Origin of the sequence: Salinispora fenicalii (assembly GCF_000514815.1) — a bacterium.
GTDB lineage: Bacteria > Actinomycetota > Actinomycetes > Mycobacteriales > Micromonosporaceae > Micromonospora > Micromonospora fenicalii.
On record NZ_KI911471.1, the window covers coordinates 289,566 to 314,451 of the forward strand.

At 68.7% G+C, this 24,886-nt stretch carries 18 protein-coding genes and 6 pseudogenes; 16 read left to right on the forward strand and 8 right to left on the reverse strand.

Going from position 1 to position 24,886, the window contains the following annotated elements; translation table 11 throughout:
• Nucleotides 1-85: 85 nt before the first annotated feature.
• The gene (locus tag B116_RS0119240; protein ID WP_027661004.1) at nt 86-1,177 is read left to right on the forward strand and encodes a sulfite exporter TauE/SafE family protein; all 1,092 of its coding nucleotides are present in this window, start codon (nt 86-88) and stop codon (nt 1,175-1,177) included.
• A 746-nt stretch (nt 1,178-1,923) separates the two neighbouring features.
• Here B116_RS0119240 and B116_RS0119245 read toward each other — a convergent pair.
• A complete protein-coding gene (locus tag B116_RS0119245; protein WP_050565567.1) occupies nt 1,924-3,159 on the reverse strand; it encodes an acyl-CoA dehydrogenase family protein in 1,236 nt (411 codons plus the stop codon).
• 437 nt (nt 3,160-3,596) lie between these two features.
• On the opposite strand from B116_RS0119245, the gene B116_RS0119250 reads away from it, so the two are divergent.
• Complete coding sequence (locus B116_RS0119250) at nt 3,597-4,559, forward strand: helix-turn-helix transcriptional regulator (RefSeq protein ID WP_027661005.1); 963 nt, start codon at nt 3,597-3,599, stop codon at nt 4,557-4,559.
• Between the two features lie 14 nt (nt 4,560-4,573).
• Here B116_RS0119250 and B116_RS25480 read toward each other — a convergent pair whose 3' ends face one another.
• Nucleotides 4,574-5,113 carry a hypothetical protein gene (locus tag B116_RS25480; protein ID WP_027661006.1) on the reverse strand — a complete coding sequence of 180 codons (540 nt, stop codon included), beginning with the start codon at nt 5,111-5,113 and terminating at the stop codon, nt 4,574-4,576.
• 275 nt (nt 5,114-5,388) lie between these two features.
• Here B116_RS25480 and B116_RS0119260 point away from each other — a divergent pair, with 275 nt between their 5' ends.
• The 4 genes from B116_RS0119260 (at nt 5,389) to B116_RS0119275 (ending at nt 9,838) form a co-directional block, all read left to right on the forward strand.
• On the forward strand, nt 5,389-5,832 hold the full coding sequence (locus tag B116_RS0119260; RefSeq protein ID WP_018719951.1) for a hemerythrin domain-containing protein: 444 nt from the start codon (nt 5,389-5,391) through the stop codon (nt 5,830-5,832).
• A gap of 41 nt (nt 5,833-5,873) precedes the next feature.
• A complete protein-coding gene (locus B116_RS0119265) occupies nt 5,874-7,091 on the forward strand; it encodes a TIGR04053 family radical SAM/SPASM domain-containing protein (RefSeq protein WP_050591896.1) in 1,218 nt (405 codons plus the stop codon).
• A gap of 120 nt (nt 7,092-7,211) precedes the next feature.
• Nucleotides 7,212-8,156 carry a tetratricopeptide repeat protein gene (locus tag B116_RS0119270; RefSeq protein WP_027661008.1) on the forward strand — a complete coding sequence of 315 codons (945 nt, stop codon included), beginning with the start codon at nt 7,212-7,214 and terminating at the stop codon, nt 8,154-8,156.
• Complete coding sequence (locus B116_RS0119275) at nt 8,153-9,838, forward strand: peptidase M16 family protein (RefSeq protein WP_027661009.1); 1,686 nt, start codon at nt 8,153-8,155, stop codon at nt 9,836-9,838. Before B116_RS0119270 ends, B116_RS0119275 begins: the two co-directional genes overlap by 4 nt.
• A 1-nt stretch (nt 9,839) precedes the next feature.
• On the opposite strand, the gene B116_RS0119280 is transcribed toward B116_RS0119275, so the two are convergent.
• Nucleotides 9,840-13,160 carry a BTAD domain-containing putative transcriptional regulator gene (locus B116_RS0119280; protein WP_027661010.1) on the reverse strand — a complete coding sequence of 1,107 codons (3,321 nt, stop codon included), beginning with the start codon at nt 13,158-13,160 and terminating at the stop codon, nt 9,840-9,842.
• Nucleotides 13,161-13,296: 136 nt separating this feature from the next.
• Here B116_RS0119280 and B116_RS0119285 point away from each other — a divergent pair, with 136 nt between their 5' ends.
• Together B116_RS0119285 and B116_RS25485 are read left to right on the forward strand one after the other, a co-directional pair.
• Nucleotides 13,297-13,965 (forward strand): DUF899 domain-containing protein, encoded by a 669-nt coding sequence (locus B116_RS0119285; protein WP_027661011.1) that lies wholly within the window; start codon nt 13,297-13,299, stop codon nt 13,963-13,965.
• 37 nt (nt 13,966-14,002) lie between these two features.
• Nucleotides 14,003-15,019: pseudogene (locus B116_RS25485) on the forward strand (hypothetical protein).
• Here the strand turns inward: B116_RS25485 and B116_RS0119300 are convergent.
• Together B116_RS0119300 and B116_RS25490 are read right to left on the reverse strand one after the other, a co-directional pair.
• Nucleotides 14,970-15,830 (reverse strand): SDR family oxidoreductase, encoded by an 861-nt coding sequence (locus B116_RS0119300; protein ID WP_027661014.1) that lies wholly within the window; start codon nt 15,828-15,830, stop codon nt 14,970-14,972. The pseudogene B116_RS25485 and the gene B116_RS0119300 sit on opposite strands and share 50 nt — an antisense overlap.
• A gap of 255 nt (nt 15,831-16,085) precedes the next feature.
• Nucleotides 16,086-16,694, reverse strand: a pseudogene (locus B116_RS25490) (response regulator); the annotation flags it as partial.
• Between B116_RS25490 and B116_RS29045 the strand changes: the two are divergent.
• The 3 genes and pseudogenes from B116_RS29045 to B116_RS26960 form a co-directional block, all read left to right on the forward strand.
• Nucleotides 16,689-16,799: pseudogene (locus B116_RS29045) on the forward strand (ABC transporter permease); the annotation flags it as partial. The pseudogenes B116_RS25490 and B116_RS29045 sit on opposite strands and share 6 nt — an antisense overlap.
• Before the next feature lie 44 nt (nt 16,800-16,843).
• Entirely contained in the window at nt 16,844-17,284 is a 441-nt protein-coding gene (locus tag B116_RS0119315) for a cupin domain-containing protein (RefSeq protein WP_018719962.1), read from the forward strand.
• A gap of 55 nt (nt 17,285-17,339) precedes the next feature.
• Nucleotides 17,340-17,489, forward strand: a pseudogene (locus B116_RS26960) (AraC family transcriptional regulator); the annotation flags it as partial.
• An 11-nt stretch (nt 17,490-17,500) separates the two neighbouring features.
• Here B116_RS26960 and B116_RS0119320 read toward each other — a convergent pair.
• Entirely contained in the window at nt 17,501-18,130 is a 630-nt protein-coding gene (locus B116_RS0119320; protein ID WP_027661016.1) for a DUF998 domain-containing protein, read from the reverse strand.
• A 131-nt stretch (nt 18,131-18,261) separates the two neighbouring features.
• On the opposite strand from B116_RS0119320, the gene B116_RS0119325 reads away from it, so the two are divergent.
• The 3 genes and pseudogenes from B116_RS0119325 (at nt 18,262) to B116_RS0119330 (ending at nt 19,264) form a co-directional block, all read left to right on the forward strand.
• Entirely contained in the window at nt 18,262-18,501 is a 240-nt protein-coding gene (locus B116_RS0119325) for a hypothetical protein (RefSeq protein WP_027661017.1), read from the forward strand.
• Nucleotides 18,468-18,605: pseudogene (locus B116_RS29050) on the forward strand (sensor histidine kinase); the annotation flags it as partial. The gene B116_RS0119325 and the pseudogene B116_RS29050, both read left to right, overlap by 34 nt.
• A complete protein-coding gene (locus tag B116_RS0119330; protein WP_027661018.1) occupies nt 18,593-19,264 on the forward strand; it encodes a response regulator transcription factor in 672 nt (223 codons plus the stop codon). The pseudogene B116_RS29050 and the gene B116_RS0119330, both read left to right, overlap by 13 nt.
• Before the next feature lie 156 nt (nt 19,265-19,420).
• Here B116_RS0119330 and B116_RS25500 read toward each other — a convergent pair.
• Nucleotides 19,421-19,648 (reverse strand): annotated as a pseudogene (locus B116_RS25500) (serine hydrolase); the annotation flags it as partial.
• Between the two features lie 217 nt (nt 19,649-19,865).
• Here B116_RS25500 and B116_RS0119340 point away from each other — a divergent pair.
• Nucleotides 19,866-22,034, forward strand: a complete 2,169-nt coding sequence (locus B116_RS0119340) for a carbohydrate-binding module family 20 domain-containing protein (protein WP_027661019.1) — start codon at nt 19,866-19,868, stop codon at nt 22,032-22,034.
• 115 nt (nt 22,035-22,149) lie between these two features.
• Here the strand turns inward: B116_RS0119340 and B116_RS0119345 are convergent, their stop codons facing one another.
• A complete protein-coding gene (locus tag B116_RS0119345; RefSeq protein WP_027661020.1) occupies nt 22,150-22,701 on the reverse strand; it encodes a DUF5872 domain-containing protein in 552 nt (183 codons plus the stop codon).
• A 216-nt stretch (nt 22,702-22,917) separates the two neighbouring features.
• Between B116_RS0119345 and B116_RS0119350 the strand changes: the two genes are divergently transcribed.
• Nucleotides 22,918-24,861, forward strand: coding sequence for a cellulase family glycosylhydrolase (locus B116_RS0119350; RefSeq protein WP_027661021.1), 1,944 nt, complete (start codon nt 22,918-22,920; stop codon nt 24,859-24,861).
• The last annotated feature ends 25 nt before the right edge of the window (nt 24,862-24,886 follow it).

The following is a 24,886-nucleotide window of genomic DNA, read 5'->3' on the forward strand; positions in this document are numbered from 1 at the left end:
CTGGTTCTGCCGAACATGGGCGACTGTGAACGGCCAGACCGTGGCCGATGATTCAGGGAATACTGCGGAAGGCGGGACGGCGGAAATGGTACGAGTGCCCAGGGTTTTGTTGGTTAACGCCGTTCTCGCGGCGATCGTGTGGCTGATCTGGGCAGCGATTTGGGGGTCGGGCTACTTCACTCGACTCGAAGAGCACTGGCCGGTGGCGCTAACCATGGTGTTCGGGTCACTGGTCGGCGGTGGGACCAGCGAGGGCGGTGGTGCGATCGCCTTTCCGGTGATGACGAAATTGCTGACCGTGCCGCCGGATCAGGCCCGTATTTTTACCTTCGCCATCCAATCGGTCGGCATGACGGCAGCTTCGCTGTCAATCCTGTTGTGCCGGGTACCGATCGAGCGGCGGGTGGTGCTGTACGGATCGACCGCGGGAATGCTCGGCGTGGTGCTCAGTGTAACGATGATCGCTCCACATGTGCCGCTGAAGCTGGTGCGGGTGTTGTTTACGATGCTCCTCGTGGCGCTCGCGGTGGCATTACTCATGCAACTGCGTCAGCGTGGATATCGGCGAAACTTCACGGTGCCGATCTGGACCGGGCGGGAGCGCAATCTGGTCATAGCCGCCGGATTCGCCGGTGGATTGCTCAGCGGCGTGGCCGGGGTGGGTGAGAACTGCGTCATGTTCTTGCTGCTCGTGTTGCTCTTTCGGGTGTCGGAGAAGGTGGCTACCCCGACTACGGTGGTGATGATGACGCTGGTGTCGATCGCTGCGTTTCTGACGCACGTGCTCGTCGTCCGCGACTTCACCGGGTTCGTGGTTGACTACTGGATCACTGCCGCGCCGGTGGTGGCCGTGGGAGCGCCATTGGGGGCTTGGATCTGCACTCGGTTGACACCCTTGACGATCCGCGGGGTGCTGTTCGTGTTGATTTTCGCGGAGTTGGTCAGCACCCTCCTGCTGGTGCCGTTCACTCCCGCTATGGCCGTTGGCAGCGTCGCCGTTCTTCTGTTGTTTACGATCGTCTGCCTGGTCCTCATCCGTCAGGACACGTATGCCCGGCCAGGGCCGAGCCAATTCGGCGATGTCACCCGGGCGGACGCGAGCGTCGGGGTCGCGGGACGGCCGGCTGGACCCAGTGCCGCAGCCCGTACCCAGGAGGATCTGCAGGATGTCGGGTAGGTGCCCGGCCGGCGTTCCGGCCCCGCTCCCAGCTCTACCGCACGTGGTGGCTGAGGGCGGGGTAAGCCGGTTGCCACCGCCCGAGCCGATTGGGTAGATAGCACCATGACACTGTGGTCCGTGGCTGCCGAGGCCATCGATTGGCCCAAAGCTGGCGGTTTGCGTCGTGACTACTAGTCGAGGCGTTCGACGTTTTCGAACCGGTGGTGGGTATGGCTGGGGCGTACCGGTGGCTGGCCGGTCCCGAGCGATTCAATACCGGCATCGGCAGCCACCCGTGGTGTCTCAGCCGCTCCGGCCGAAGACACCTCCACTGTCGAGGCTGTCCGCGGCCGAACGCCAGTTGGTGCTGGATGTGCTGCATTGGGATGAGCACGCGGAGATGTCCGTGGCGCAGGTCTGGGCCCATGAACTCGACGAGGGCCGCTACCGGGAATCGCCGTCCAGGATGCATCGGATCCGGCGTGAGGCAGGGGAGAGTCAAGAACGCCGCCGGCAGGCCACCCCCCCACCCACCCACCCGCCGCGGATGAGCCCGCCGTTGGCCGTGACCGGGTCGTTGCAGGTGTGGTCGTGGGACATTGCCCGACGCCATCGCCCGCCTCAGTATGACGTGACAAACTACCGAACCGGCGCAGTGGCGGGTCCGGCTGGTATCAGCGGGAACGATCCCAGCGGCAGGGGTTGACCGCTCAGGAGCGAGCCACGCGGGGTCACCGCCGATCGGCGGTGACCCCGGCCCTTCACTAGATGAACATCGTGTTGGGCGGTAGCCCGCAGAGCACCCGCCCGTACGTCTCAGTGTTGCTGTCCGGGCTGAACATCGGGTGCACGCTGATCGCGTGGATGTCCCGCACGATCCGCTGGATCGGCTCATTGCGGTAGATCGAGGAGCCACCACTGGCCGCCGCGTAGATGTCGACGGCCTCCTTGGATAGCTTGGTGGCCCAGCCCTCGTCGGCGCGTACCCGCGCACGCTCTTCGGTCGTCCACGGCTCACCGCTGGCGGCCTTGGCGTCCACCAGTGAGGCCGCGTGGTACGCGTGGTATTCGGCCTGCTCGGTCTTCATTACCGCGGTACCGACCTGGATGTGCGTCACCGGCGCCTCTGCTTGGTGCTCGTAGTCGGTGTACCTGATCGGCCGGGACGGCATCCGCTCGAAGAATGCCTCGCGAGCCGCTTTTGCCATTCCGACCAGGATTCCGACCGTGGCCGCCGAGCCAGCAAGAATCGTCGGGCTTCGGTAGATCGGCGAGTCCGCACCGAGCTTCGAGAGGGTGTTCGGTCGAATCGCCGAATCCATCGGGATGATGTGTGTCTCAGGAACGAACACGTCTTTCGCTGCCGTGGTGACGCTGCCACTTGCTGCCATTCCGGAGGTGTGCCAGTCATCGACGATCTGCAGACTCGACATCGGCACCGCGGCGATAACCGGCTCCGGGTCCGCGCCCGGCCGCAGTCGGATAGTAGCCAGTTCCTGCCAGTCCGCGTGCAGTGCCCCGCTGACGAAGTGCCACGAACCGTTCAGCACGGCACCACCATCGACCGGCACCAGGCTGCCGCTGGGGCTGACTGCACCACATATCCGTACGTCAGGTGAGGCGAAGACCTCATCCTGCGCCCGGTCTGGAAACAAGCCCACAATCCACGAGGCGATCCAGTACGTCGATACGGTCCACGCCAACGCGCCGTCCGCCCGGCCGAGTTGGATACCGACGTCCACCAACGTACGGGTGTCAGCTTCGAGACCTCCGTAGCGGAGCGGCATCCGAAGTTTGAATACCCCAGCATCGGCGAGAGCCTGGAGGGAGTCATCGTGCAGGCGCCGGTTCTCCTCCGACCATTGCGCCTTCTCTCTCAGCATGGGCACCAACTCCGACAGGGAGCTCTTCACCTGTTCGAGAGTCGGTTGAGTTGTCGATAGTTCGGTGATCGACACCTTTGTCCTCCAGAGGGATAGCCTGCGACGTGAATCGACCATCGCATATGCGGGGCGATTACGCCTCTTCCGGGTTGCCGCGAGGCAGCGGTAGCAGATGGCCGCTGCCGACATTTGGCTCACTGGTTCGGAGGAAGATCCCTCTTCGCCCGCCACACGGTCAAAACGGGCCAACCTGAACGCCCGGCCGACCGGCCGGTCACTGCGTGCACGGTGCTCGGGCGCGTGGACCGTGGACCCAGCGATCGGCGCCGGCCTTCATGTCGGCTACCGGCCTGGGAGATTCGGGCGCACTGACCGGAGGTCATTCGGCTTGGGCGTGCACTGCGCTGGGTCGTGGGAGGACAGCCTGTTTGGGCTCCGGTCGCTGACCTGGGCCGGCTGATGTGCGGGCGGGCAGTCCGCCACCTCTGCGCGATATCGGTGTTCTCCAGTAATGCGGCAGGATGGTTTCCGCGATCGCTGACATGATCGGGGACGTGTTGGAGACCTCGGCTCGCCTGCTCGAATTGCTGTCACTGCTTCAGCTCAAGCGTGACTGGACGAGCGCCGAGCTCGCCGGCCGGCTGAAGGTGAGTACGAGGACGGTGCGCGCCGACGTCGCCAAGCTGCGGTCGCTCGGCTATCCCGTGGACGCGCGTCCGGGCGTCGCGGGTGGGTACCGGTTGGCCGCCGGTACGGCGATGCCGCCACTGCTGCTGGACGACGACGAGGCGGTCGCAGTCGCGGTCGGGCTGGGTGCGGTCGCGACCCAACGGCTCGGCGTCGAGGAGACATCGCTGACCGCGCTCGCGAAGCTGGAGCAGGTGCTGCCCGCGCGCCTCCGTCGGCGGGTTGCGGCGGTGCGGGAGGCGACGAGCGTTGTTCCGGGGGCGCGACCGCCGCTGGATCTGTCGGTCCTCGGCGCGGTCGCCGCCGCGATCCGCGGCAACGAGCGGCTGCGGTTCGGCTACACCACGTCGGGCGGCAGCGAAGGGGTTCGGCATACCGAGCCGCAACGGCTGGTCAGCTGGGGGGCAATCTGGTACCTGCTCGCCTGGGATCTCGACCGGGACGACTGGCGGGTCTTCCGGGTCGACCGCATGGTGGTGCAGGCGCCGACGGGGGTGCGGTTTCAGCCGCGTGCGATCCCGGCGGACAACGTTGTCGAGTACGTCGTCTGGCGGGTCAGTAAGGCGGCCTGGACGTATCGCGCCCGGGTACTCGTACACGCTCCCGCCGCTACCGTCGTGGCGAAGTTCCGCATCCCGGTCGACATCGAGGTGGTTGACGAGTTCACCTGCCAGGTCGAAGTGGGTTCCGACCACCCCGATCGGCTCGCGCTGTGGATGACGCAGCTCGACCTCGACCTTGAGGTGATCGACGGAGACGAACTCGCGGCGGCGTTCGAGCGCCTCGCGACGCGGCTCCGCCGGGCGGCGGGCGGCGCAGCCACCGCCTGAAGCTCGACGCCCGACTATCCGCGGGAAAGGTCGACGTACCCGCTGACGTCCCGTTCGTAGTGGCAACGTTCGATGAGCCGGTTCCGCCGGTCGGTGATTTCCTCCGGGTCGAGGTCGAGGCTCTCGCACAGGTCGCGGTGGGCACACAGAAGTGGAGCGGTGATCTCTTCCGGTTCGGTCCGGGCGATGTAACACGCGTCGCGGAGGTGCCCGGAGAGGTCATCCCAGACGAGGTCGGCCACCTCAACCAGGTCGGGCATCGCAGGACTGGCGGGCCGGGCGCACAGGATCTCGACCTCGGCGGCCAGCCGGTGACCAGCGGCCTCCACGTCGGAGATATCCCACCTGCCGGTGGTGGCGTTCGAGGCGTCACGGAGGACGGCCCGGAAGTCCTGCAGCCCCGTTCGATCCGCGCTCGACAGCATTCCGGCCTCATCCAGCAGTCGGGTGGCGAGGAGGCGGTCGCGGACCGCGTGCCCCACGATGAGGTTGGCCAGCTGCCGGGGCGCCAGCCGTTGCACCGCCCGCAGGTAGTCAGCGTGGTCGGGCGGCACCGAGCCGGCGCTGGGTGGGGTGGCGGCACCGGAGAAGGCGACCGCATTGTCGAAGGCGGTGTACGCGACCGCGCCCGGCGTGATCCACCGGGTGCTATGTCCCGGTCCCGGATGGTAGTTCGACGGCCGGTCCGCCCCATCCGCGGCGGACCGGCCGTCGAACCCGGGCGTTCGGGACCTGTCTCGGGTGGGGACAGGTCAAACGGCCCTAGGTGCTCCGGGTTTATCGGGCCAAGGTGGATGCATTCCCCACATCATGGTCGGGAGGTCGGATCATGTGTAACTACTGCGGCTGTCGGGAGTTCCCGCTGATCGGGCAACTGACCGCCGAACACGAGGCGATCGCCAACGCTGCCGGACGCCTGCGTACGGCGATCACGGCCGGTGCCGGTAACCGCGTTGATCTCCTCGACGACCTGCTCGCGCTGTTGATGCCGCACACCGAAACCGAGGAACGCGGCCTCTTTCTCGAGCTGCGCGCCGAGGGTAGCCTCACCGAGGCGGTGGAGCAGCTCTGCGACGAGCACGACGACATCCACGGCGTCCTCAGTACCGTCGACCGTGCGGCACCGGACTGGCCGGCGGTGCTGGCCGCCTTGGACCGGCTGCACCGGCACATCGACAACGAGGAACATGGGTTGTTTCCCGCCGCGGTCATCGCGCTGCCGATCTCCGCCTGGGACCGGCTGACCCCACAGCAGTCGGACACAGCGGCCTAGCCGGCATGATGCCACCGCCGACCGGGCGGCAGCGCCCGATCATGACGAGCCGGCAGCAGGCGCCGCGCCGGAGCCCGGGTGCGCCGGTACGGACACCGAAGCAGAACGTCGGGGAACGCCCCTTCATCGTGATCTGGGAGGCCACCCAGGCGTGCCCGCTCGCCTGCCTGCACTGCCGGGCCTCCGCCCGCCCCGACCGGGACCGCGGCGAGCTGGACACCGAACAGGCCACCGCACTGATGATGCAGGTTGCCGAGTTCGGACGGCCCGCGCCGCTGTTCGTGATTACCGGCGGGGACCCGTTCCAGCGCCCCGACCTGGAGCTGTTGGTCCGGCGCGGCACTGAGCTCGGCCTGCCGGTGTCCGTCTCGCCATCGGGCACACCCACGCTCACCCGTCCGGCGCTGGCCGCCTTGCACGCTGCCGGGGCACGGGCGGTTTCGCTGAGCCTCGACGCGGCCACTGCCGCCGGACACGACGGCTTCCGGGGCGTCCCCGGCGTGTGGGACCTGACCATGCGGGCCTGGCGCGACGCCGCCGACATTGGCCTCAAGGTGCAGATCAACAGCACCGTTACCAGGGACAACGTCCATGATCTGCCCGATCTGGCCGCCCAGGTACGTGACTTCGGCGCCCTGCTCTGGAGTGTCTTCTTCCTCGTTCCGACCGGGCGGGGCCAGGCGCTGCGGAGCCTGGACGCCGCCCAGACCGAGGATGTGCTCAACGTGCTGTACGACCTCGGTGAGACCATCGCGGTCAAGACCACCGAGGCGCACCACTTCCGCCGGGTCTGTCTGCAACGTGAGGCGCTGGCCCGGCGGGGCGACGATCACGTCCGTCTCCTCGGCCTCGGGCAGTTGTACCGGCAACTGCGCGACGACCTCGATTCGCGCGGGCTGACCGGTACCGCCGGTCGGGTCCGCCGCGCCCCGCTACGGGTGAGCGCCGGCAACGGGTTCGCCTTCGTGTCCCACCGCGGCGATGTGCACCCCAGCGGCTTCCTGCCGGTTTCGGCCGGCAATGTGCGGGACCAATCGCTCCGCGACATCTACCGGGATTCGGCGCTGTTCACCGCGTTGCGTGATCCGGATCGACTCCGTGGTCGCTGTGGTGTCTGCGAGTTTCGCACCGCCTGCGGCGGATCACGGGCCCGGGCGTACGCGGTGACCGGTGAGATCTGGGCCGAGGAACCGTCCTGCGGCTATCAGCCCGGCTCCTTTCCATATCAGACGGAGCTGGCTCTCTCCGGGCGGTTGTAACGGGAGCCGGCGCATACTAAAGCAATACGCCCACAAACCGGGTCGCTGTCAGTGCGTCGGAGGCGGTGGCCCGCTAATCCGATTGGTGGGTTGCGCCGCGGTCCGCTTAGGATCCCCCGCATGTCTACCGCGCCCGCGCTCACCACCGACCTCGCTGTCGCCTACCGCGAGCTCTCCGACCTGCGCGCTGGCGTGCTGGATGGTGACTGGATCGCGCTGCGACGTGTGGTCGACGGCCAGCGCCCGGCTACCCGGACCGGGATGATCGTTTACGCTGGCTCGCTGCCACCGGCCGCGGCACTCGCCCAGCGTCAGGTCGAGGCCGACCCGGCCGACGGGCTCGCCGCCGCGTTGCTCGGCAACTGCTTGATCGAGAAGGCCTGGGAGGTACGAACCGGCTATCGGGCCCAGCACGTCAGCCAGGACCAGTTCCGCGAGTTCCATCGGATCCTGCGTGACGCCGAACGGATGTTGATTGACGCCGCCGCACACCAGCCGGGTGACCCGGCGATCTGGTATTGCCGCCTACTCACCGCCCGGGGTCTGGAACTTGGCCTGGCTGAGGCACGTCGCCGCTACGACCGGCTCGCCGACAGCGACCCGCACCATCTGCCGGGACAGCTGCAGTATCTGCAGCAAATCTGTCCGAAATGGGGCGGCTCGTTCGATGAGATGCACTCCTTCGCCTGGACGGCGATGCTGGCTGTGCCGGAGGGCGCGGCACAGGGCAGTCTGGTCGCCCAGGCCCACTTCGAGCACCTGATCGACCTGGAGGGCTCCGAACAGGCCGACTACCGCAAGGACCAACGGGTCCGGGAAGAGCTACACGAAGCCGCCGCCCGATCGGTGCTGCACCCGGCGTTCGGCACGGAACACGGCTGGGTCGAGGCGGTAAGCCGATTCGCGCTGATCTACAGCGTCCTCGGCGACCACGCCCTCGCGGCCCCGTACTTCGCCGCGGTCGGCAATCTGGTCAGTGAAAGCGTCTGGAGATACTTCGGTGAGCCAGTGGAAATGTTCGACAATTTCCGCCGTGAAGCGATGAAGAAGGGTGACTGGCGATGATCCGGCAGCTGGAGGTTGACGGGGTGCCGGCGTTGCTTGCCCCGACTACGGGGACCCCGCACGCCGGACTGATGTTTCGGGTCGGTCAGGCCGACGAGACCCTGGCGCGCCGGGGGATCACCCACCTGCTGGAACATCTCGTGTTGCACCCCCTGGGGACCGCCGACTATCACTACAACGGCACCACCGGTAGCGTCGTTACCCACTTTCACCTACAGGGGTCGGTTGACGACATCTCCACGTTTCTGACCGGTGTGTGCGAAAGTCTGCGCGAGTTGCCGGCCAGTCGGCTGGAGACCGAAAAAGCGATTCTGCGCACCGAGTGGAACAGCAAGTCCGGCTCCAGCCTGGACGGCTTGCCGCTGTGGCGATACGGTGCCCGTGGCCACGGCCTGCTCAGCTATCCCGAGTGGGGCCTGCACGCGGTCTCCCTGGCAGACCTGCAGGACTGGACCCGGCGCTACTTCACCAAAGAGAACGCGGTGCTGTGGCTGGCAGGGGCGGAGATACCGGCCGGGCTGCGAATCGACCTTCCATCCGGCCAGCGGACGCCGGTCCCAGCGCCGTCGTCGGCGCTGCCCCAGACGCCGGCGTTCTTCTCCGGCTCCGGCGGCCTAACCGCCGTCAACGCCATTGCCCCCCGTAGCGTCACCGCCAGCGTCTTCGCCGGGGCGCTGGAGCGGGAACTCTTTCAGGCGCTGCGGCAACGGGACGGGCTGTCCTACACCGCTGCCACCAACTACGAACCGCGTGGCGACGGGTACGCGACCATAACCGCACTCGCCGACGCCCTGCCCGAGAAGCAGGACGCGGTGCTCGGCGGATTCATCGACGTACTGGCGAAGGCCCGGGTCGGTCGGATTGACGAGGCGAACATCGCCGCGGTGATCGGCAAGGCCACGGAGGCGCTCTCCGCCGATGACGTTGACAGCGCCCGGCTGGCCTCAGCCGCGTTCGACCTGCTCACCGGGGAGGGCTTTACCGCCAGCGACGACCTGCTACGACAGGTCAAGGAGGTTACCCCGGAAGCGGTGCACGAGGTCGCGACGGAGGTACTCGCTGACTCGTTGCTGATGACGCCGCACGGGCGTACCGCGGACTGGGCCGGATTCGTCGCCGCGCCGACCTCCTCGACCACCGTGGTGACCGGCACCGAGTATTCCGGGAAAGGCGGACTGGCACAGCGAATCATCGTCGGAACCGACGGGGTGAGCCTGGTCGGCAAGGGCGGTGACGAGTTCGCCACCGTCCACTACGATACCTGCGCCGCGCTGCTCACCTGGCCGGACGGCGGCCGACAACTCCTTGGTGCGGACGGCATCTCGATTCGCCTCGAGCCGACCCTCTATCAGGGCTTGACCACCCAAGCGGTGGATCAGGGGGTATCCGAGCAGGTTCGGGTGGACCTGCCGGCCCGCGACCCAGCGGAGATCCCACAGCCGCCCCCGGTCTCCCGGCGACCCGGGGTCTTCCGTCGTTTCACCGCTCTCAGCCGGCGGAAGAAGATTCGGATCGTCACCCGCAGCTGCTTGGCGGTGGGAGTTACCGGCCTGTCCGGGGCGATGTTCATCGGCACGATGACCGGCCACGTGGAGCTGAGGGCGTTGACAGTCATCGGCGGCGTGGTGGGCCCCGCTCTGCTTGTCAGGTCGGTCGTCCACGCCTGGAAGGAGCCGGGCTGAGTCACCCCACGTCCGCCGGTGGCCGAGTCACACCGGCCCCTCGCACAGGGTGAGCTCTGTTCGCGCAGGAGGGGTCGTACGCCTGCTCGGGGCGCAGCCCCGCGCCCCGGTCGAACTCCGCGGCGAACTCCGGGGCACCCAGCGCGGCGCGGGCGGCGGCGGTGATTCGGTCCACGTCTCCCCGCTCCCCGGCTGGCAGTGGCGCGCCCACCGAGTCGCGCGCCATCGCCGCTGCGCCGAGCAGCCGGGCCGCCTGCGTGGGGCGGCCGTCGATGGTCGCCGCGCCGGCCAGTCCCTCCAGCGCCAGCGCCTGCGCCCGCGGGTCGCCGACGGCGCTCGCCAGGGCGAACGACTCGGCGTGCAGGTTACCCGCGGCGGGGGCGGACCCCCGGAGCTCGGCGATGAACCCCAGCTCCGCCAGGAGCAGGGCCCGCACCACGTCGGCGTCCAGGCCCGGCCGCCGGGTCCAGTCCAGGACGCTCCGCAGCAGCCGCTCCGCATCGGCGAGGCGACCCTCGCGGCGGGCACCGAGCCCCAGCCCGATCTGCGCGTACAGCTCCGCCGGTTTGCAGCTCTGCTCAGTGGCCAGCCGCAGCGCGCGCTCGTGGAATTCGCGGGCCCGGTCGTAGTCGCCGGCGAGGAGCGCGATGCGACCCAGGCCGGAGAGGCGGTCCGCGGCCTCCAGCCACAGCCCCAGCTCCTCGGCGAGCGCCAGGCCTTCCCGGTGCAGCCGGGCCGCTTCCGGATAGTCCCCGGTGGCCTCGGCCCGGTTGGTGAGCGGGAAGGACGCCTGCAACTGGCCCCACCGGTCGCCCAACTCGCGGAAGAGGGCGACGGCACGTTCGCCGTCCCGGTGTACCGCCGCCAGGTCGCCGTGCGCCAGTGCCTGGCTCGCCCGCAGGCTCAGCGCGGCGGCGACGCCCCACCGGTCGCCGAGCCGCTCGAACTCCGGCAACACCTCGTGGACCAGGGTCGTGCTGCCGGCCACATCGCCGATGTTGAGCAGGGCGAGCCCGAGGAAGGCCACGGCCCGCGCCCGCGCCGCCAGCTCCTTCCCGGCCGGCCAGTCGCTCAGCGCGGGGGCGACCAGCGGTGCGTGTTCGCCGCCGCGCTCCAGCAACGCGAGCCCGGTGCGCCAGCAGGCGGCGGCGGCCCGCGGCGCCGCCGGCGCGGGACCGGCGACAGCGAGCGCGGCCTCGATTGATCGGCGCGTCTCCCGCAGCCGGCCCCGCAGGTAGCCGTACCATCCCAGCGCGGTGCTCAGGTCAAGCGCCCCCGCAGCGTCGCCGTCGGCGATCGCGTCGTCCAGCGCCTGCCGCAGGTTGGCGGTCTCCTGGTCGAGCCGGGCCAGCCACCGCCGCTGCTTCGGGCCGCGCAGTTCCTCGTCGGCCCGCCGGGCCAGCGCGGTGTAGTACCGCCGGTGCCGGCGGCGGACCGTCGTCACCTCGCCTGCCTCCCGCAGCCGCTCGGCGCAGTAGGCCGCCACCGACTCGAGCAGCCGGTGCCGCGGACCGACCGGCGTCTCGGCCATGACCACCAGCGAGCGGTCGACCAGGCGGGCCAGCAGCTCGAGAACTCGGTCGACAGGAAGATCATCGTCGGCGCACACCACCTCGGCGGCCTCCAGCGTGCAGCCGTCCGCGTGCACCGCGAGCCGCCGCAGGACGAGCTGCTCGGGCTCGCCGAGCAGCTCCCAACTCCAGTCGATCATCGCGCGGAGGGTCTGCTGGCGGGGTGGTGCGCCCCGGTGCCCGCGGGTCAGTACCCGGAATCGGTCGTCGATCCGGGTCAGTAGACCGTGGACTCCCAGCGCGCGGACCCGGGTCGCGGCCAGCTCCAGCGCCAGCGGGATACCGTCAAGCCGATGGCACAACTCGGCGATGTCCCGGGCGTTCGCCTCGTCGAGCGCGAACGCGGGCGCGGCGGCTCTCGCCCGGGTGACGAAGAGCCGGACCGCGCTCGCCCGGGTGAGCAACACCGGGTCGCCGACCGTGGGATCCGGCAGGGCCAGTGGAGGTACGGCGCACACCTGCTCGCCGGCGACGCCCAGCGGTTCCTGGCTGCTCGCCAGCAGGCGGACGCCCGGTGCGTGTCGCAGTACCCGGTCGGCCAGCTCGGCGACGGGCTCGATGACGTGTTCGCAGTTGTCCAGGAGCAGCAGGAGCCGGCGGCCGCGCAGCGCCGCCAGTAGCCGTTCGGCCGGCGTGACGGGCGGTGTCGCGGGCGAGCGCTCCGCGTTCTCCCGGACGCCGAGCACCGCGAGGATCGCCTCGGCCAGGACCGCCGGGTCGGCTGCCAGAGCCGCGAGCTCGACCAGCCACACCCCGTCCGGGTACGCCCCGGTTACCTGGTGGGCCGCCTCGACCGCCAGGCGGGTCTTGCCCACCCCACCGGAGCCCACCAGCGTTACCAGCCGACCGGCGTCGAGTAGGCGGTGGAGGTCGTGTACCGCCGTCTCCCGGCCGATCAGCTCGGTCAGCGCGACGGGTAGGTTTCCGCGTACCCGGGCTGGAGGCACCGCGCCCGACGGCGGTGGCGCGATGGTGACCGGGCTGCCCGTCGCCGGTGGGGCGAGCAGCGCCGGGTCCTGCGACAGGATCGCCCGGTGGAGGGCGACCAGCTCGGGGCCGGGATCGACGCCCAACTCGTCGGCGAGCTGTCGGCGGAATCGGTCGTAGCAGTCCAGCGCCTCACCCTGTCGGCCCGCGCGGTACAGCACCCGCAGGTGCACGGCGCGCAGGCGCTCCCGGTACGGGTGGCGGGCCAGCAGGTCGGCGAGCTCCCCGCTGTGCAGGTGGTGCTGGCCGAGGGCGAGCTGGGCCTCGGCCCGATCCTCGGTGGCGGTCAACCGTTGCTCCGCCAGCCGCGCGGCCAGTGCCGTGGCGAACGGGGCCTCGGGGAAGTCGGCCAGCACCGGGCCCCGCCACAGCCCGAGCGCCTCGTCGAGGAGCGCAGCGCGGTGATGCGTGGCGGTGGTGTTGGCGGCCCGCTCCAGCAAGGCGGTGAACCGTTCGGCGTCGGTCGGCTCCGGGCCGGTGCGGAGCAGATAACCCGGTGGGTGGGAGACCACCCGGTCGCGGGCGCCGGATGTCGCGGCGTTCAACGCACGCCGCAGCCGCCAGACCTTCGTCTGCAGCGCTCCGGTCGGATTGGCCGGTGGAAGGTCCGCCCACACGTGCTCGAGGAGCCGGTCGATCGACACCGGTTGTCCCTCGTGGGCCAGCAGCGCGGCGAGCAGGAGCCGGACCTTCGCATCGGGCACGGTGACCGGTGCGCCGTCCGCCGTCCAGACGCCGAGCGGACCGAGAAGCCCGAAACGCATGCTGTCACCGTAGTCCAGCGCCCGACGATCGGCCGTGATCTCACCGGGAGTGGACTGGGAGTGGACCGAGAGCGGCGCCGGACAGGGTGGGCCAGAGAGCCGGGTCGACCGGCCGCACCCATGAACGGAGAAAATCGTGAACCTGCCACCGGTTGTGTCCACCCAGGAGTGGCAGGCCGCGCGCGAGCGGCTGCTGGTCAGGGAGAAGGAGGCGACCCGAGCCCGGGACGCGCTCGCCGCGGAGCGCCGCCGGATGCCGATGACCCGAATCGAGCAGGAGTACGTCTTCGACGGGCCCGCCGGCCCCGTCGGCCTGGCCGACCTGTTCGAGGGGCGGCGGCAGCTGGTCGTCTACCACTTCATGCTCACGCCCGGCGCGTCGCACCACTGCGAGGGCTGCTCGATGTTCGTCGACAACCTCGGGCATCCGGCCCACCTCAACGCGCGGGACACCACACTCGCGTTGATCTCACGGGCACCCCGGGCCGAGATCACGCCGTTTCAGGAGCGGATGGGCTGGACGTTGCCCTGGTACTCGTCCTACGGCACCGACTTCAACCCCGAATTCGGGCTGACCTCGGAGGCGGGGGAGTCCTTCGGCCTGAGCGTCTTCCTGCGCGACGGCGACGACGTGTACCGCACGTACTTCACCACCGGGCGTGGCGTCGAGGCCCTCGGCAGCAACTGGACGCTGCTCGACCTGACCCCGCTGGGCCGGCAGGAGACCTGGGAGGACACCCCGGCCGGGCGGCCGCAGGGCACGCCGTACAGCTGGTGGCGGCTGCACGACGACTACGACGGGTAGAGCTGGGGCCGGTGCGCGTACTCGACGAAGGACCTTGATGGACATCAACGAAGACCGGGCTGGCCGGCGGGAGTGGGCCGGGCTCGCGGTGCTAGCCCTGCCCACGCTGCTGCTGGCACTCGACCTGAACGTGCTCTACCTGGCGTTACCGCAGTTGAGCGCCGACCTGGCGCCGGACGCCGCCCAACTGTTGTGGATCATGGATAGCTACGGGTTCATGATCGCCGGATGAGCGTCGTGCTCTCCCTGGCCACCGTCCTGCCGGTTGTCTGGGGTCTCAAGGAACTGGCCAAGGACGGCCTCGGCGGGGCACCGCTGGTGGCCATGGTGGTCGGCCTCGTCGTCGGTGCGGTCTTCGTCCGCCGGCAGCGCCGGCTCGTCCACCCGCTGCTGGAGGTCCGCCTCTTCACCAACCGCACCTTCAGCGCCGCTCTGCTCATCATGCTGCTCGGTGGGACCACCCTTGGCGGCATCGCGCTGCTCTTCGCGCAGTACGCCCAGTTCGTCGCGGGCCTCTCCCCGCTGCGAGGCGGCCTGTGGATGGTGCCGTACGCGATCGCCATGCTGGTCGGGTCGATGCTGGCGCCGCTGTTCGCACGGCGCGTCACACCCGGGTACGTGGTGGCCGGCGGCATGGCGGTCGCGGCGGCCGGTTACTCGCTGATCGGCCTGGTGGGCAGTGCCGGCGGGCTCGGCCTGGCAGTGTTCGGTCTGGTGTTGGTCTACCTCGGGTTCGGCCCCGGGGCCGTGTTGGGTACCGACCTGATCATCGGTGCCGCCCCACCACAGCGGGCCGGGTCCGCGTCGTCGATCTCCGAGACCAGCACCGAACTCGGTGTCGCGCTCGGTGTCGCGCTGCAACACCGCCGGCGGGGTGAGTGCTGGGCTGGCGGTGCTCCTCGCCGTGCTGTCGGCGTCGCTGCTACGCCGGGTTCGCCCGACGGCGGAGCGGCCGGCTTCCGCCGGCTCGGCCCCACCGCACATCGAGCAGGAGGACGCGGTCCCTACTGGCCGACCCAGCCCTGGGTCTCCCCCAGGACGGCCGAACCATTGAGGTCCGACAGCGACTGGCCCACAAAGTCACGCGCCTCGTTCGAGGTCTGCGTCCGGAAGGGCATCTCCGGCGCGGTCAGAACCTCCATGACCACCGCCGCAACGTCCTCGGGTGTCTGGGGCTTGCCGGTCTCCGCCTCGTACCTGGCCATGGTCCGCTGCACGTACGCGGTCAGCGCCGGCGCGTACGGCCCGGCCTGCGCCACCATGGCAGCGACGTCCACGTTGGCGTTGGCCACGAATTCGCTGGTCACTGCGGCAGGCTCAATGACACCGACCTGCACGCCGACCGTGCGGGCGACCGGCGCCAGTGACTGCATGAAGCCCTCGACGGCGAACTTGGCGGCGCAGTATGCCTCGTTGAAGGGCTGCCCGACGCTGCCGCCGACGCTGCTGATGGTCAGTAGGCGGCCGCCGCTGGCCCGTAGGTGCGGCATCGCCGCATGGGACACCTGGACCACGCCGAAGAAGTTCACTTCGACGCTGGCGCGGATGTCGGCGAGGCTGTCGTTTTCCAGCGTACCGAGGTGGGCGGCACCGGCGTTGTTGACCACTGCATCGAGCCGGCCGTGCTCGGCTGCCACTGCGTCGATACCTTCCCGGACCGACTCGTCGTCGGTGACGTCGAGGACGCGGATGTCCAGCGACACCCCGGCGGTCTCCGCCGCGGTGTTCAACGCCACCGCCCGCGTGGTGTCCCGCATCGTGGCCACGGTCGTCCAGCCCGCTCGGGCGCAGGCGATGGCGGTGGCCAACCCGATGCCGGAGGACGTTCCGGTGATCAGGACGCAGCGATTCGTACCCGTACGCAAGTCGTACTCCCAGTCGGAATTGAGCTTCCGGTTGCTCGACAAGCGCCCCTCGCCTGCCATGTTCTTCTGTTCAGGAAGACAGTACGCGGTGGGCCTGGCCGAGGTCGCCGGGATGCGGTTTCCGACGGCCGCCTGGGCGCAAAGACACGGGTGGATCGTTCGGCAGCAGCCGTGAACGGGCACGCGGGCAGCCTGGCGGCCAGCAGCATTGGCACCTCAACACCGACTACCTACAAGCCACCTGATCACCCAACGTCACGACCCGCTACGGGGAAAGGCTTGGCGGACGACGCCGTTGCGGTACGCCCAGATCACGATGGTGACGTGGTCCCGTACGCCGAGTTTCGCCAGCACTCGGCCGACGTGGGTCTTCACCGTGACCTCGGCGAGGTGTAGCCGTTGGGCGATCTCGGCGTTGCTCGCTCCCGCCACGATCAGGTGGAAGACTTCGCGCTCCGGTGGGTGAATTCATTCATGGCCGTGTTCTTCTGGGCCGGTCGCGGCTCGGCCTGACCGGCTGCCAGGCGTCGGGTGGTTGCGGGTGCGAGGACGACCTCCCCATGGTGCACGGTGCGAATGGCTGCGGTGAGCGCCTCGGCGATCGAATCCTTGAGCGGGTAGCCGCTGGCGCCGGCATTGAGGATTCAGGTCGCGTAGTCGTCGCTGTCGTACGTGGTTAGCGCGATGAGTTTCGGGCTGGGACCAGAAGGTGGCGAGGATGGCCCGGGCGGCGGTAATTCCGTCGGTGTGGGGCATTCGGATGTCCGTCAAGATGACGTCCGGCTGGTGCGTGGCGGCAAGGGGAACCGCTTCCGCGCCGGTGGCGGCGGTGGCGACCAACGGCAGGTCGGCGGCCGAGTTGAGCTGGCTCTGCTACTGGTCGCAGCGGTGGTGACCGGGGTGCTGGCCAGCATCGTGCCGGCATGGCGGGCGGCGCGGATCTCCCCGGCGCAGAGCTGGACACGTTAGGTTCGCCTTGGGCGACACCATCACCTCAGCGAGAGGAGCTTCGCGTGTCGGATGTGCAGCGGTCGGAGTTGGTTGCGCTGCTCGACCTCGCGCCCCACCCGGAGGGCGGCTGGTTCCGAGAGACGTGGCGCTCGACGCAGACGCTGCGTCCCGCCGGGTACGACGGGAGCCGTAGCGTGGCTACGGCCATCTATTTTGTGCTGCACCCCGGTGAGCGCTCCCGGTGGCATGTGGTGCGCTCGGACGAGCTGTGGTTGTGGCACTCGGGCGGTCCGCTGACGCTGCGGTCCGGCGGTTCTGGCGAGCAGCCGGCGGACGAGTCCAGGGACGTTACTCTCGGCGCGGATGTCTCCGCCGGGCAGCGTCCGCAGGTGCTGATTCCGGGTGGGACGTGGCAGGCAGCGAGCCCAGCGGGCGACGAGCCGGTCCTGGTCAGCTGTGTGGTGGCGCCCGGGTTCGACTTCGCTGACTTCAAGCTGGAATAGGTCTCCCCGGGGAGCGAGTGCCGCCGTGTCGTACCTGCGGGGGAGGATCGCAGGCGTGTACGAGGAACGGGCATCGCCGCTGCCGTACGTCGTCGCGTGGCGTAGCGTCACGGCACCTGGTGGCGCTCCGCCGTGGGTGCTGCCCGACGGCTGCCTCGACCTGATCTGGCAGGACGGTGCGGTCTTTGTCGCCGGGCCGGGGAGCCGCACCCCGTCTCAACGGGCGAGCCGCACCGCCACCGCGGATGTCCAGATGAACAGGGGGAGGACGGCTACTCGTTCCATGCCGCCGACGCCGACGCCGATGCCGGGGTCAATCTGGGCCAGGAACAGGGCCGTACCGCCCAGTCCGACCAGGCCCAGGGTGAGGCTGAGGTGACGCATCGAGGTCAGCACCGGTGAGCGGCGGGCCAGCGCGGCCACAAGCATGCCCACATTGGCTAGGAAGAAGATCAGTATCGCCCCGAGGAAGTGTTTGTTCTCGTTGACATCCGCTGGGTACGCCCCGGCCAGGAGGTAGCCGCCTGCGCCGGCGAGCGTCAGCAGCTGCACGGTCCGTGCGGCGATTCCGGGCCCGAGTGCTGACCAGGTGAGAAGGACCCCGAGCGCGAGCAGCACCCCAGTGCTGATCATGGCGCTGTTCATCGCAACATGCCAGGGCGAGCACACTTCACGGGGCCGAGTTGTGTCCCACATCCCGCAGGTCACATTGCCCAGATCGCTGATGTTGTTGGTGCGCCAGCTAAATCGGGGCTGACGCCAGGCCAAACCGGTAGTCAGGTTTGCAGCGAGGAAGATAGGGGCAGCGAGCAGCCAGCTGTGGGCGCCAAGGCGGTGTAAACCCATTCGGCAAGTCCAGCGCGTCGCGGTGGGCTTCGCACTGGGCTTGGTCAGTCAGGCTGAGGTAGGGCTAGGTATACCCGTGGAATACACCTACGCAGCTGGTTCGACCTAACTGTCCTGGTTAGCGTTGCCGCATGACCGTGGACAGACCCCGACACCTGGCGGCGGCGCTCCGCCGGCGTGGCTACCTGCTCTCTCCCTGGCCGTGGCGTGCCCTGGTGTACGCCGCCAGCACTCTCCCGATCGCCGGTACCCTCTTCGTTGGGCTGCTCGTTGTCGCCGCACCTCTGTTGGCGGTCATCAATGCGGTGCGGCAGGGACGATCGGTGGAGCTTCTTCTGGTGGTGCCAGCCCCGGCCACGGCAGCGGCCTGACCGGCCTCGCCGACCGGGTCGCTGCGGTCAACGGTCGGTTGTTGCTCGCCAGCCCGGCTGGCGGCCCTACCGTGTTGCGGGTGGAGCTGCCATGCCAGCTATGACCCGCGTTGTGCTCGCCGAGGACGAGGTGCTGCTGCGCGAGGGGCTCGTCGGCCTGCTGACCAGATTCGACTTTGAGGTGGTCGCCGCGATCGGCTCCGCGCCAGCATTGCTGGACACGGTCCGCGCCCACCAGCCGGACCTGGTCGTGACCGATATCCGCATGCCGCCCGACCACCGGGATGACGGTCTCCGTACGGCCGTCGCGTTGCGTGCTGAACAACCACACCTAGCGGTCGTGGTGCTCAGCCAGTACGTGCAGAGCGAGTACGCGTCCGCGCTACTCAACAGCGGCGACGGACGCCAGGTCGGCTACCTGCTCAAGGACCGGGTCGCCGACGTCGCCGAGTTCGTTGGGACGCTGCGTCGGGTAGCGGCTGGCGGCACAGCCATCGACCCCGACGTCGTACGGCAGCTGTTGCGTCGCCCCCGCGACCCGCTCGCCGCGTTGTCCACCCGGGAACGTGAGGTACTCGCACTGATCGCCGAAGGGCACTCCAATGCGGCGATCGCCGGGAAGCTCTTCATTACCGAGGCGGCGATCGGCAAGCACGTCGGCAACATCCTTACCAAGCTTGAGCTGCCACCCAGTGATGACACCAATCGTCGAGTGTTGGCTGTCCTCACCTACCTACGCATGGGCTCGCCGCACGCCTCGTAGGGACGACTTTCTCGCCAGCCAGCCGCTACGCGAGCAGCGGCTCCAGGATGCTGGGGGCGGTCGCCTCGGTATTGCTGAGCACCACGAGCCGCCGGTTCAGTCGAAGGTCTGGGTAAGGCCGAGGCGGTCGAAGATGCGGTCTGCCAGGAAGGCTCAGTAGGGCGTGTCGGCGGATCGTTGGACGATCTGCGCCAACAGCACGTACGCCGGGCTGCTGTATCTCCAGCCCTGCCCGGTTGGGTATTGCAGCGGCACGGAGTGAAAGGTTTTCAGTAGTTCCCCCGGCTCAACCCGCTGCCCCAGGTCGATCATGGGGTAGTCGTCCCAGTGGCCGAGGCCGGAGGTGTGGCTGAGCAGGTGGTGCAGCGTGCTGTCCCGCCACTGTTATGTCCACTTGGGCCATGGGCTCACCCTAGCGGTACCGGGGCCGTCACGCCGGGGTGCCGCGGGCACTAGCCCTGGTCGGGTGACAGCGAACAGGGAAGTTTCGAGAATGTTTCCGAAAACTCTTGCAAAATCTTTCAGGGATGCCGCATCGTGTTCGCTACCGGGACGGCCGTCCGCCCTTGCCGAGCGCCCCTTCGCACGAGAGGTCCCCGTCATGGAAACCGCGAGACCCCATCCGATTGGCCGCATCGGCCGTCTGGTGCTCGCCGCCGCGCTGGTCGCGGTGGGCGGCACGGCGGTCGTCACCGCCGCGACCACCGCCAGCTCCGCCCGTGCCGCGGTTGTCCTCAACGACAGCGAGGTGACCGCCAACCTGTGGCAGTGGAACTGGAACTCGGTCGCCACCGCCTGCACCGACCACCTCGGCCCCGCCGGCTACGGCGCGGTACAGGTGGCCCCGCCGCAGGAGTCGGTGTACCTACCCAACAGCGCCGACGGGGTGCACCCCTGGTACGAGGTCTACCAGCCGGTCTCGTACCAGTTGGAGAGCCGGTTCGGTAGCCGGGAGCAGTTCGCCAGCATGGTCACCACCTGCCACGAAGCGGGCGTGCGGGTCTATGTGGATGCGGTGGTCAACCACATGGCCGGCACCAACAACCCGGCGGGGACGCGCGGCTACGCCGGCACCGAGTTCTCTGGCTACAGCTACCCCGCGGTTCCCTACGGTGGGGGCGACTTCCATCGCCCGGGCGACAACTGCCCGACCGACGGCTCCATCAACGACTGGGACAACGAGGCCCAGGTGACCAGCTGTGAGCTGCTCTCCCTGGCCGATCTCTACACCGAGAAAGAGTACGTCCGAGACAAGATCGCGGGGTACCTGAACGACCTGATCGGCCTCGGCGTCGACGGCTTCCGGGTGGACGCGGTCAAGCACATCCGCAAGGACGACTTCGCGGCGATCCTCAGCCGGCTGGACGACACCGTCGCGGAGGGGCGGCGCCCCTACGTCGCCCAGGAGATCTTCGACGGGGCCAGCAACCCTGCTCTGCAGGCTCGGGCGTTCATCGGCAACGGCGACGTGCTCGACTTCGCGTACGCCAAGGGTATTCGCTCCGCCTTTCAGGGCTCCATCTCGGCGCTGCAGAACATCCCGAACTGGAACCTTGACGCCCCGAGTGCCAACGTCTTCTCGATGGTCACCAATCACGACCTGGAGCGCGACGGCGTGGTGCTGTCGTACAAGGACGGCACCGACTACGTGCTCGCCAACTACTTCGCCCTGGCCTACCCGCACGGCAAGCCGTCGGTCTTCGACAGCTTCACCTGGTCGGACCGGAATCAGTCCCCGCCGCACGACGGCGGTGGGTATGTCACCGACGCGGTCTGCGGCGGCGCCTGGAACTGTCTGACCCAGAGCACCGGCATCAAGGGCATGGTGGGCTGGGCCAACGCGGCGCGTTCGGTCCAGAGCGTCGCCGACTTCACCGTGGTCAACGACAACGTGATCGGCTTCCACCGTGGGGACCGGGCCTGGATCGGCATCAACGACTCCGGTGCCACCGCCACCGCCACCTTCACCACCGGCCTCGCCGACGGTGACTACTGCGACGTCATCTCCGGCACCGCCGGCGGTGCCGACTGCACCGGCGCTACGGTGAGTGTTACCGGCGGCCAGGCCACCGTGAGTATCCCGGCGAACAACGCCGTCGCCCTCCACGTCAACGCCCGGCCCGGCGCGACCCCGTCGCCGACGGTCAGCCCCACTGGCGACCCCACCGACGAGATCGCCACGACCTTCACGGTCAGCGCGACGCCAAGCGCCGATCAGGACGTCTACGCCGTCGGCAGTATCTCCGAGCTGGGATCCTGGGCTCCGGCCGCTGCGGTGCGGCTGACCCCGCAGGGTGGAAACACCTACCGCGGCACGATCGATCTGCCCCCGTCCACCGCGGTCGAGTACAAGTTCATCAAGGTGACCGGCGGGGGAGAGGTTACCTGGGAAGCCGGCGAGAACCGGAGCTTCACCACCCCCGCCTCCGGAACGTACGCGGTGACGGAGACCTTCCGGGGTGATGTGGTGTCCGGCCCAGCGATCGCCAGTTCGTTCCACGCCACCGTCCACACCTACTTCGGGCAGAACGTCTTCGTGGTCGGGAATGTCGCGGAGCTGGGCAGCTGGAATCCGGATCACGCCATCGCGCTCTCCGCGGCCGACTACCCGGTCTGGCGGGCGACCGTCGACCTGCCGCCGAACACCCACATCGAGTACAAGTATGTGAAGAAGAACCCGGACGGTTCGGTGACCTGGGAGTCCCAGTCGAACCGAAGCTTCACCACCCCGGCCACCGGGACCCACACCAATACCGACACCTGGCGATAGCCGCAGCAAGGCCCACCCGCGAGTGACTTCCGTGGGTGGGCCTTGGTGATGGCGCAGCCGCCGTAGGTGGCGTCTCGTCGCCGCTGAACCGGGTGGCCCACCTGCGGTGAGCGTCCTACCTGCGCGCTAGTTCCGCCTCGATTCGGCGGACCAGCGTCTTCCGGCTCTTCCCGGCGCGTTCGCGCCGTAGCGCCGAGCGCAGTTGGCGGGTGTCGAGACCGGTGAGCCGTTTCGCCGCGTCGGGGACCCGTAGGTCGAGCAGGCGGTCGATCGACGTGGTGTCGCGGCGGGCACGGCTGGCCGGCCCGGTGTTGGCGACGTACTGCCGGCCGCTCCTCGACGCCTTGCGCTTCTTGGTGTCGGTGGCACGGCGCTCCCTTTCGGGGAGTTCCTTCCACGCGCGTTCGGGTAGGTAGCGCTTGGTCTCGCCGTCCTGGCGCGCCCGGGTGTCACCCTCTCGGGTTTGCCACTTCTCTCGGCCCCACTGTCGCAGGGACCGCTGCCGTTCGTCTCGTGGCCCCTGGTAGCCCCCGCCCTGCTTCTCGTACTCCTTGACCAGTAGTTGAGACTTTCGGGCCGACCACTGTCCGGGCCGGGCGCCCTTGTCGGAGGCCTTGAGCTCGTCTTTGATCTTTCTTCGTAGCTTCGGATCGGTGTACCGCGCCATGCCTTCGGCTACCCGGTGCCGGCGCACCCTATGCCCCGCATCGCCGTCGAGCGACGAGTCGGGTTACGCCTCATCCGTTAAGCAGCGATTACGTGAAGTTTACTCTTCCGTTACGTCACCAGTCAGCTTAATCTATTTCTGGAAGCGCTCCCAATCGCCCACCGTCGCCACTAGGAGCTTCCCGTGTCTGTGAAACCAAGATTGTCGGCTGCCGCGGTGGCAGCCTGCGTAGCTCTCGGGCTCACGGCCGCCGCCCCGGCCGCGTTCGCCACCACCGCACCCCAGCCGGAGGCGCAGGTCGTCTCGACCACCCCGACGGCCGACTGGCTGCACACTGACGGCAACAAGATCGTGGACGAGGCGGGCAACCAGGTGTGGTTGACCGGCGCGAACTGGTTCGGCTACAACGCCACCGAACGGGTCTTCCACGGACTCTGGGCCGGCAACATCGAGACCATCACCCGGCAGATGGCCGAGCGTGGCATCAACATCGTCCGGGTACCGATCTCCACGGAGCTGCTGCTGGAGTGGAAGGCCGGCCAGACGGTGCTGCCGAACGTGAACCTGTCGGTCAACCCGGAGTTGGCCGGCCTGGACAACCTGCAGATCTTCGACCATTGGCTGGCCCTCTGCGAGGAGTACGGGCTGAAGGTCATGCTCGATGTACACAGTGCTGAGGCGGACAACTCTGGCCACTTCTATCCGATGTGGTACAAGGGGGAAATCACCCCGGAGCTGTTCTACCAGGGCTGGGAGTGGGTCGCCGCTCGGTACCAGAACAACGACACGATCGTCGCGATGGATATCCAGAATGAGCCGCACGGCACCCCGGACAACCCGCCCCGGGCCAAGTGGGACAGCAGCAGCGACATCGACAACTTCAAACACGCCTGTGAGACAGCGGGTAACCGAATCCTCGCGATCAACCCGAACGTGCTGATTCTCTGCGAGGGCATCGAGGTCTACCCACGCCCGGGGGAGGGCTGGGAGTCACCCAACACCGACCCGGACCAGAGCCCCAACTACTACTACAACTGGTGGGGCGGCAACTTGCGGGGAGCGAAGGACCATCCGATCAACCTGGGCGCCCACCAGGACCAGTTAGTCTACTCGCCGCACGACTACGGGCCGCTGGTGCACGAGCAGCCGTGGTTCCAGAAGGACTTCGACAAGACCACGTTGACCGACGACGTCTGGCGACCAAACTGGCTCTACCTGCACGAGGAAGACACCGCGCCGCTGCTGGTCGGCGAGTGGGGCGGCCGGTTCGGGCAGGACGAACGACAGGACAAGTGGCTGAAGGCGCTGCGGGACCTGATGGCCGAGATGGCGATTCACCATACCTTCTGGTGCCTCAACCCGAACTCCGGCGACACGGGCGGCCTGCTGCAACACGACTGGCAGACCTGGGACGAGGTCAAGTACGAACAGGTGCTCAAGCCGGCGCTCTGGCAGTACAACGGCAAGTTCGTCAGCCTGGACCACCAGGTACGCCTCGGTGGCGACGCCTCGACCACCGGCATCAGCCTCACCGAGCGCTACGCCGGCGGTGGGAACGACACCGTCGCGCCAACTGCCCCGGGACGTCCCGTGGCCAGTGACCTGACCTCCGCCACGGTCACCCTGACCTGGGGCGCTTCCACGGACAACGTCGGGGTCGTCGGCTATGAGGTGCGGAGCGCGACCGCCGGCGGTCCGCCGAGCACGGTCGCTACCGTCGCCGGCACCACCTATCAGGTGACCGACCTCGCGGCCGAGACCGAATACACCTTCACCGTACGGGCCCGGGACGCGGCTGGAAATGTCTCCGCCGCCTCCCCGGCCCGTACCGTCACCACCCCACCCGGCGGTGGTGGCGGCAGCGGTTGTACCGCCACGTACCTGCTGACGAACACGTGGCCGGGCGGTTTCCAGGGTGAGATCACCGTGGCGAACGCCGGTACCGCCGCCATTGCCAGCTGGCAGGTGACCTGGACCGACCCGGGCGGGACCGCGATCACCTCGCTGTGGAATGGCAGGTGGACGGTCACCGATGGTGTGAATGTGGTGCTCAACGAGGCGTACAACGGTCAGTTGGGGGCCGGGAGTAGCACCACGTTTGGCTTTACTGGCACCGGACCGGGCACCGCGCCGGCCGGGCTGACCTGCTTCGCCCGCTGACCCCGGTGGACCGGGCCGCCAGAAG

Bases quoted from the DNA above. Each gene is read 5' to 3' on its own strand.
- B116_RS0119330 (WP_027661018.1), top strand. From the start codon at position 18,593: ATGCCAGCTATGACCCGCGTTGTGCTCGCCGAGGACGAGGTGCTGCTG.
- B116_RS0119270 (WP_027661008.1), top strand. From the start codon at position 7,212: ATGTCTACCGCGCCCGCGCTCACCACCGACCTCGCTGTCGCCTACCGC.
- B116_RS0119325 (WP_027661017.1), top strand. From the start codon at position 18,262: ATGACCGTGGACAGACCCCGACACCTGGCGGCGGCGCTCCGCCGGCGT.
- B116_RS0119265 (WP_050591896.1), top strand. From the start codon at position 5,874: ATGACGAGCCGGCAGCAGGCGCCGCGCCGGAGCCCGGGTGCGCCGGTA.
- B116_RS0119240 (WP_027661004.1), top strand. From the start codon at position 86: ATGGTACGAGTGCCCAGGGTTTTGTTGGTTAACGCCGTTCTCGCGGCG.
- B116_RS0119245 (WP_050565567.1), bottom strand. From the start codon at position 3,159: ATGGTCGATTCACGTCGCAGGCTATCCCTCTGGAGGACAAAGGTGTCG.
- B116_RS0119280 (WP_027661010.1), bottom strand. From the start codon at position 13,160: ATGCGTTTCGGGCTTCTCGGTCCGCTCGGCGTCTGGACGGCGGACGGC.
- B116_RS0119345 (WP_027661020.1), bottom strand. From the start codon at position 22,701: ATGGCGCGGTACACCGATCCGAAGCTACGAAGAAAGATCAAAGACGAG.
- B116_RS0119340 (WP_027661019.1), top strand. From the start codon at position 19,866: ATGGAAACCGCGAGACCCCATCCGATTGGCCGCATCGGCCGTCTGGTG.
- B116_RS0119260 (WP_018719951.1), top strand. From the start codon at position 5,389: ATGTGTAACTACTGCGGCTGTCGGGAGTTCCCGCTGATCGGGCAACTG.
- B116_RS0119320 (WP_027661016.1), bottom strand. From the start codon at position 18,130: ATGGGTTTACACCGCCTTGGCGCCCACAGCTGGCTGCTCGCTGCCCCT.
- B116_RS0119275 (WP_027661009.1), top strand. From the start codon at position 8,153: ATGATCCGGCAGCTGGAGGTTGACGGGGTGCCGGCGTTGCTTGCCCCG.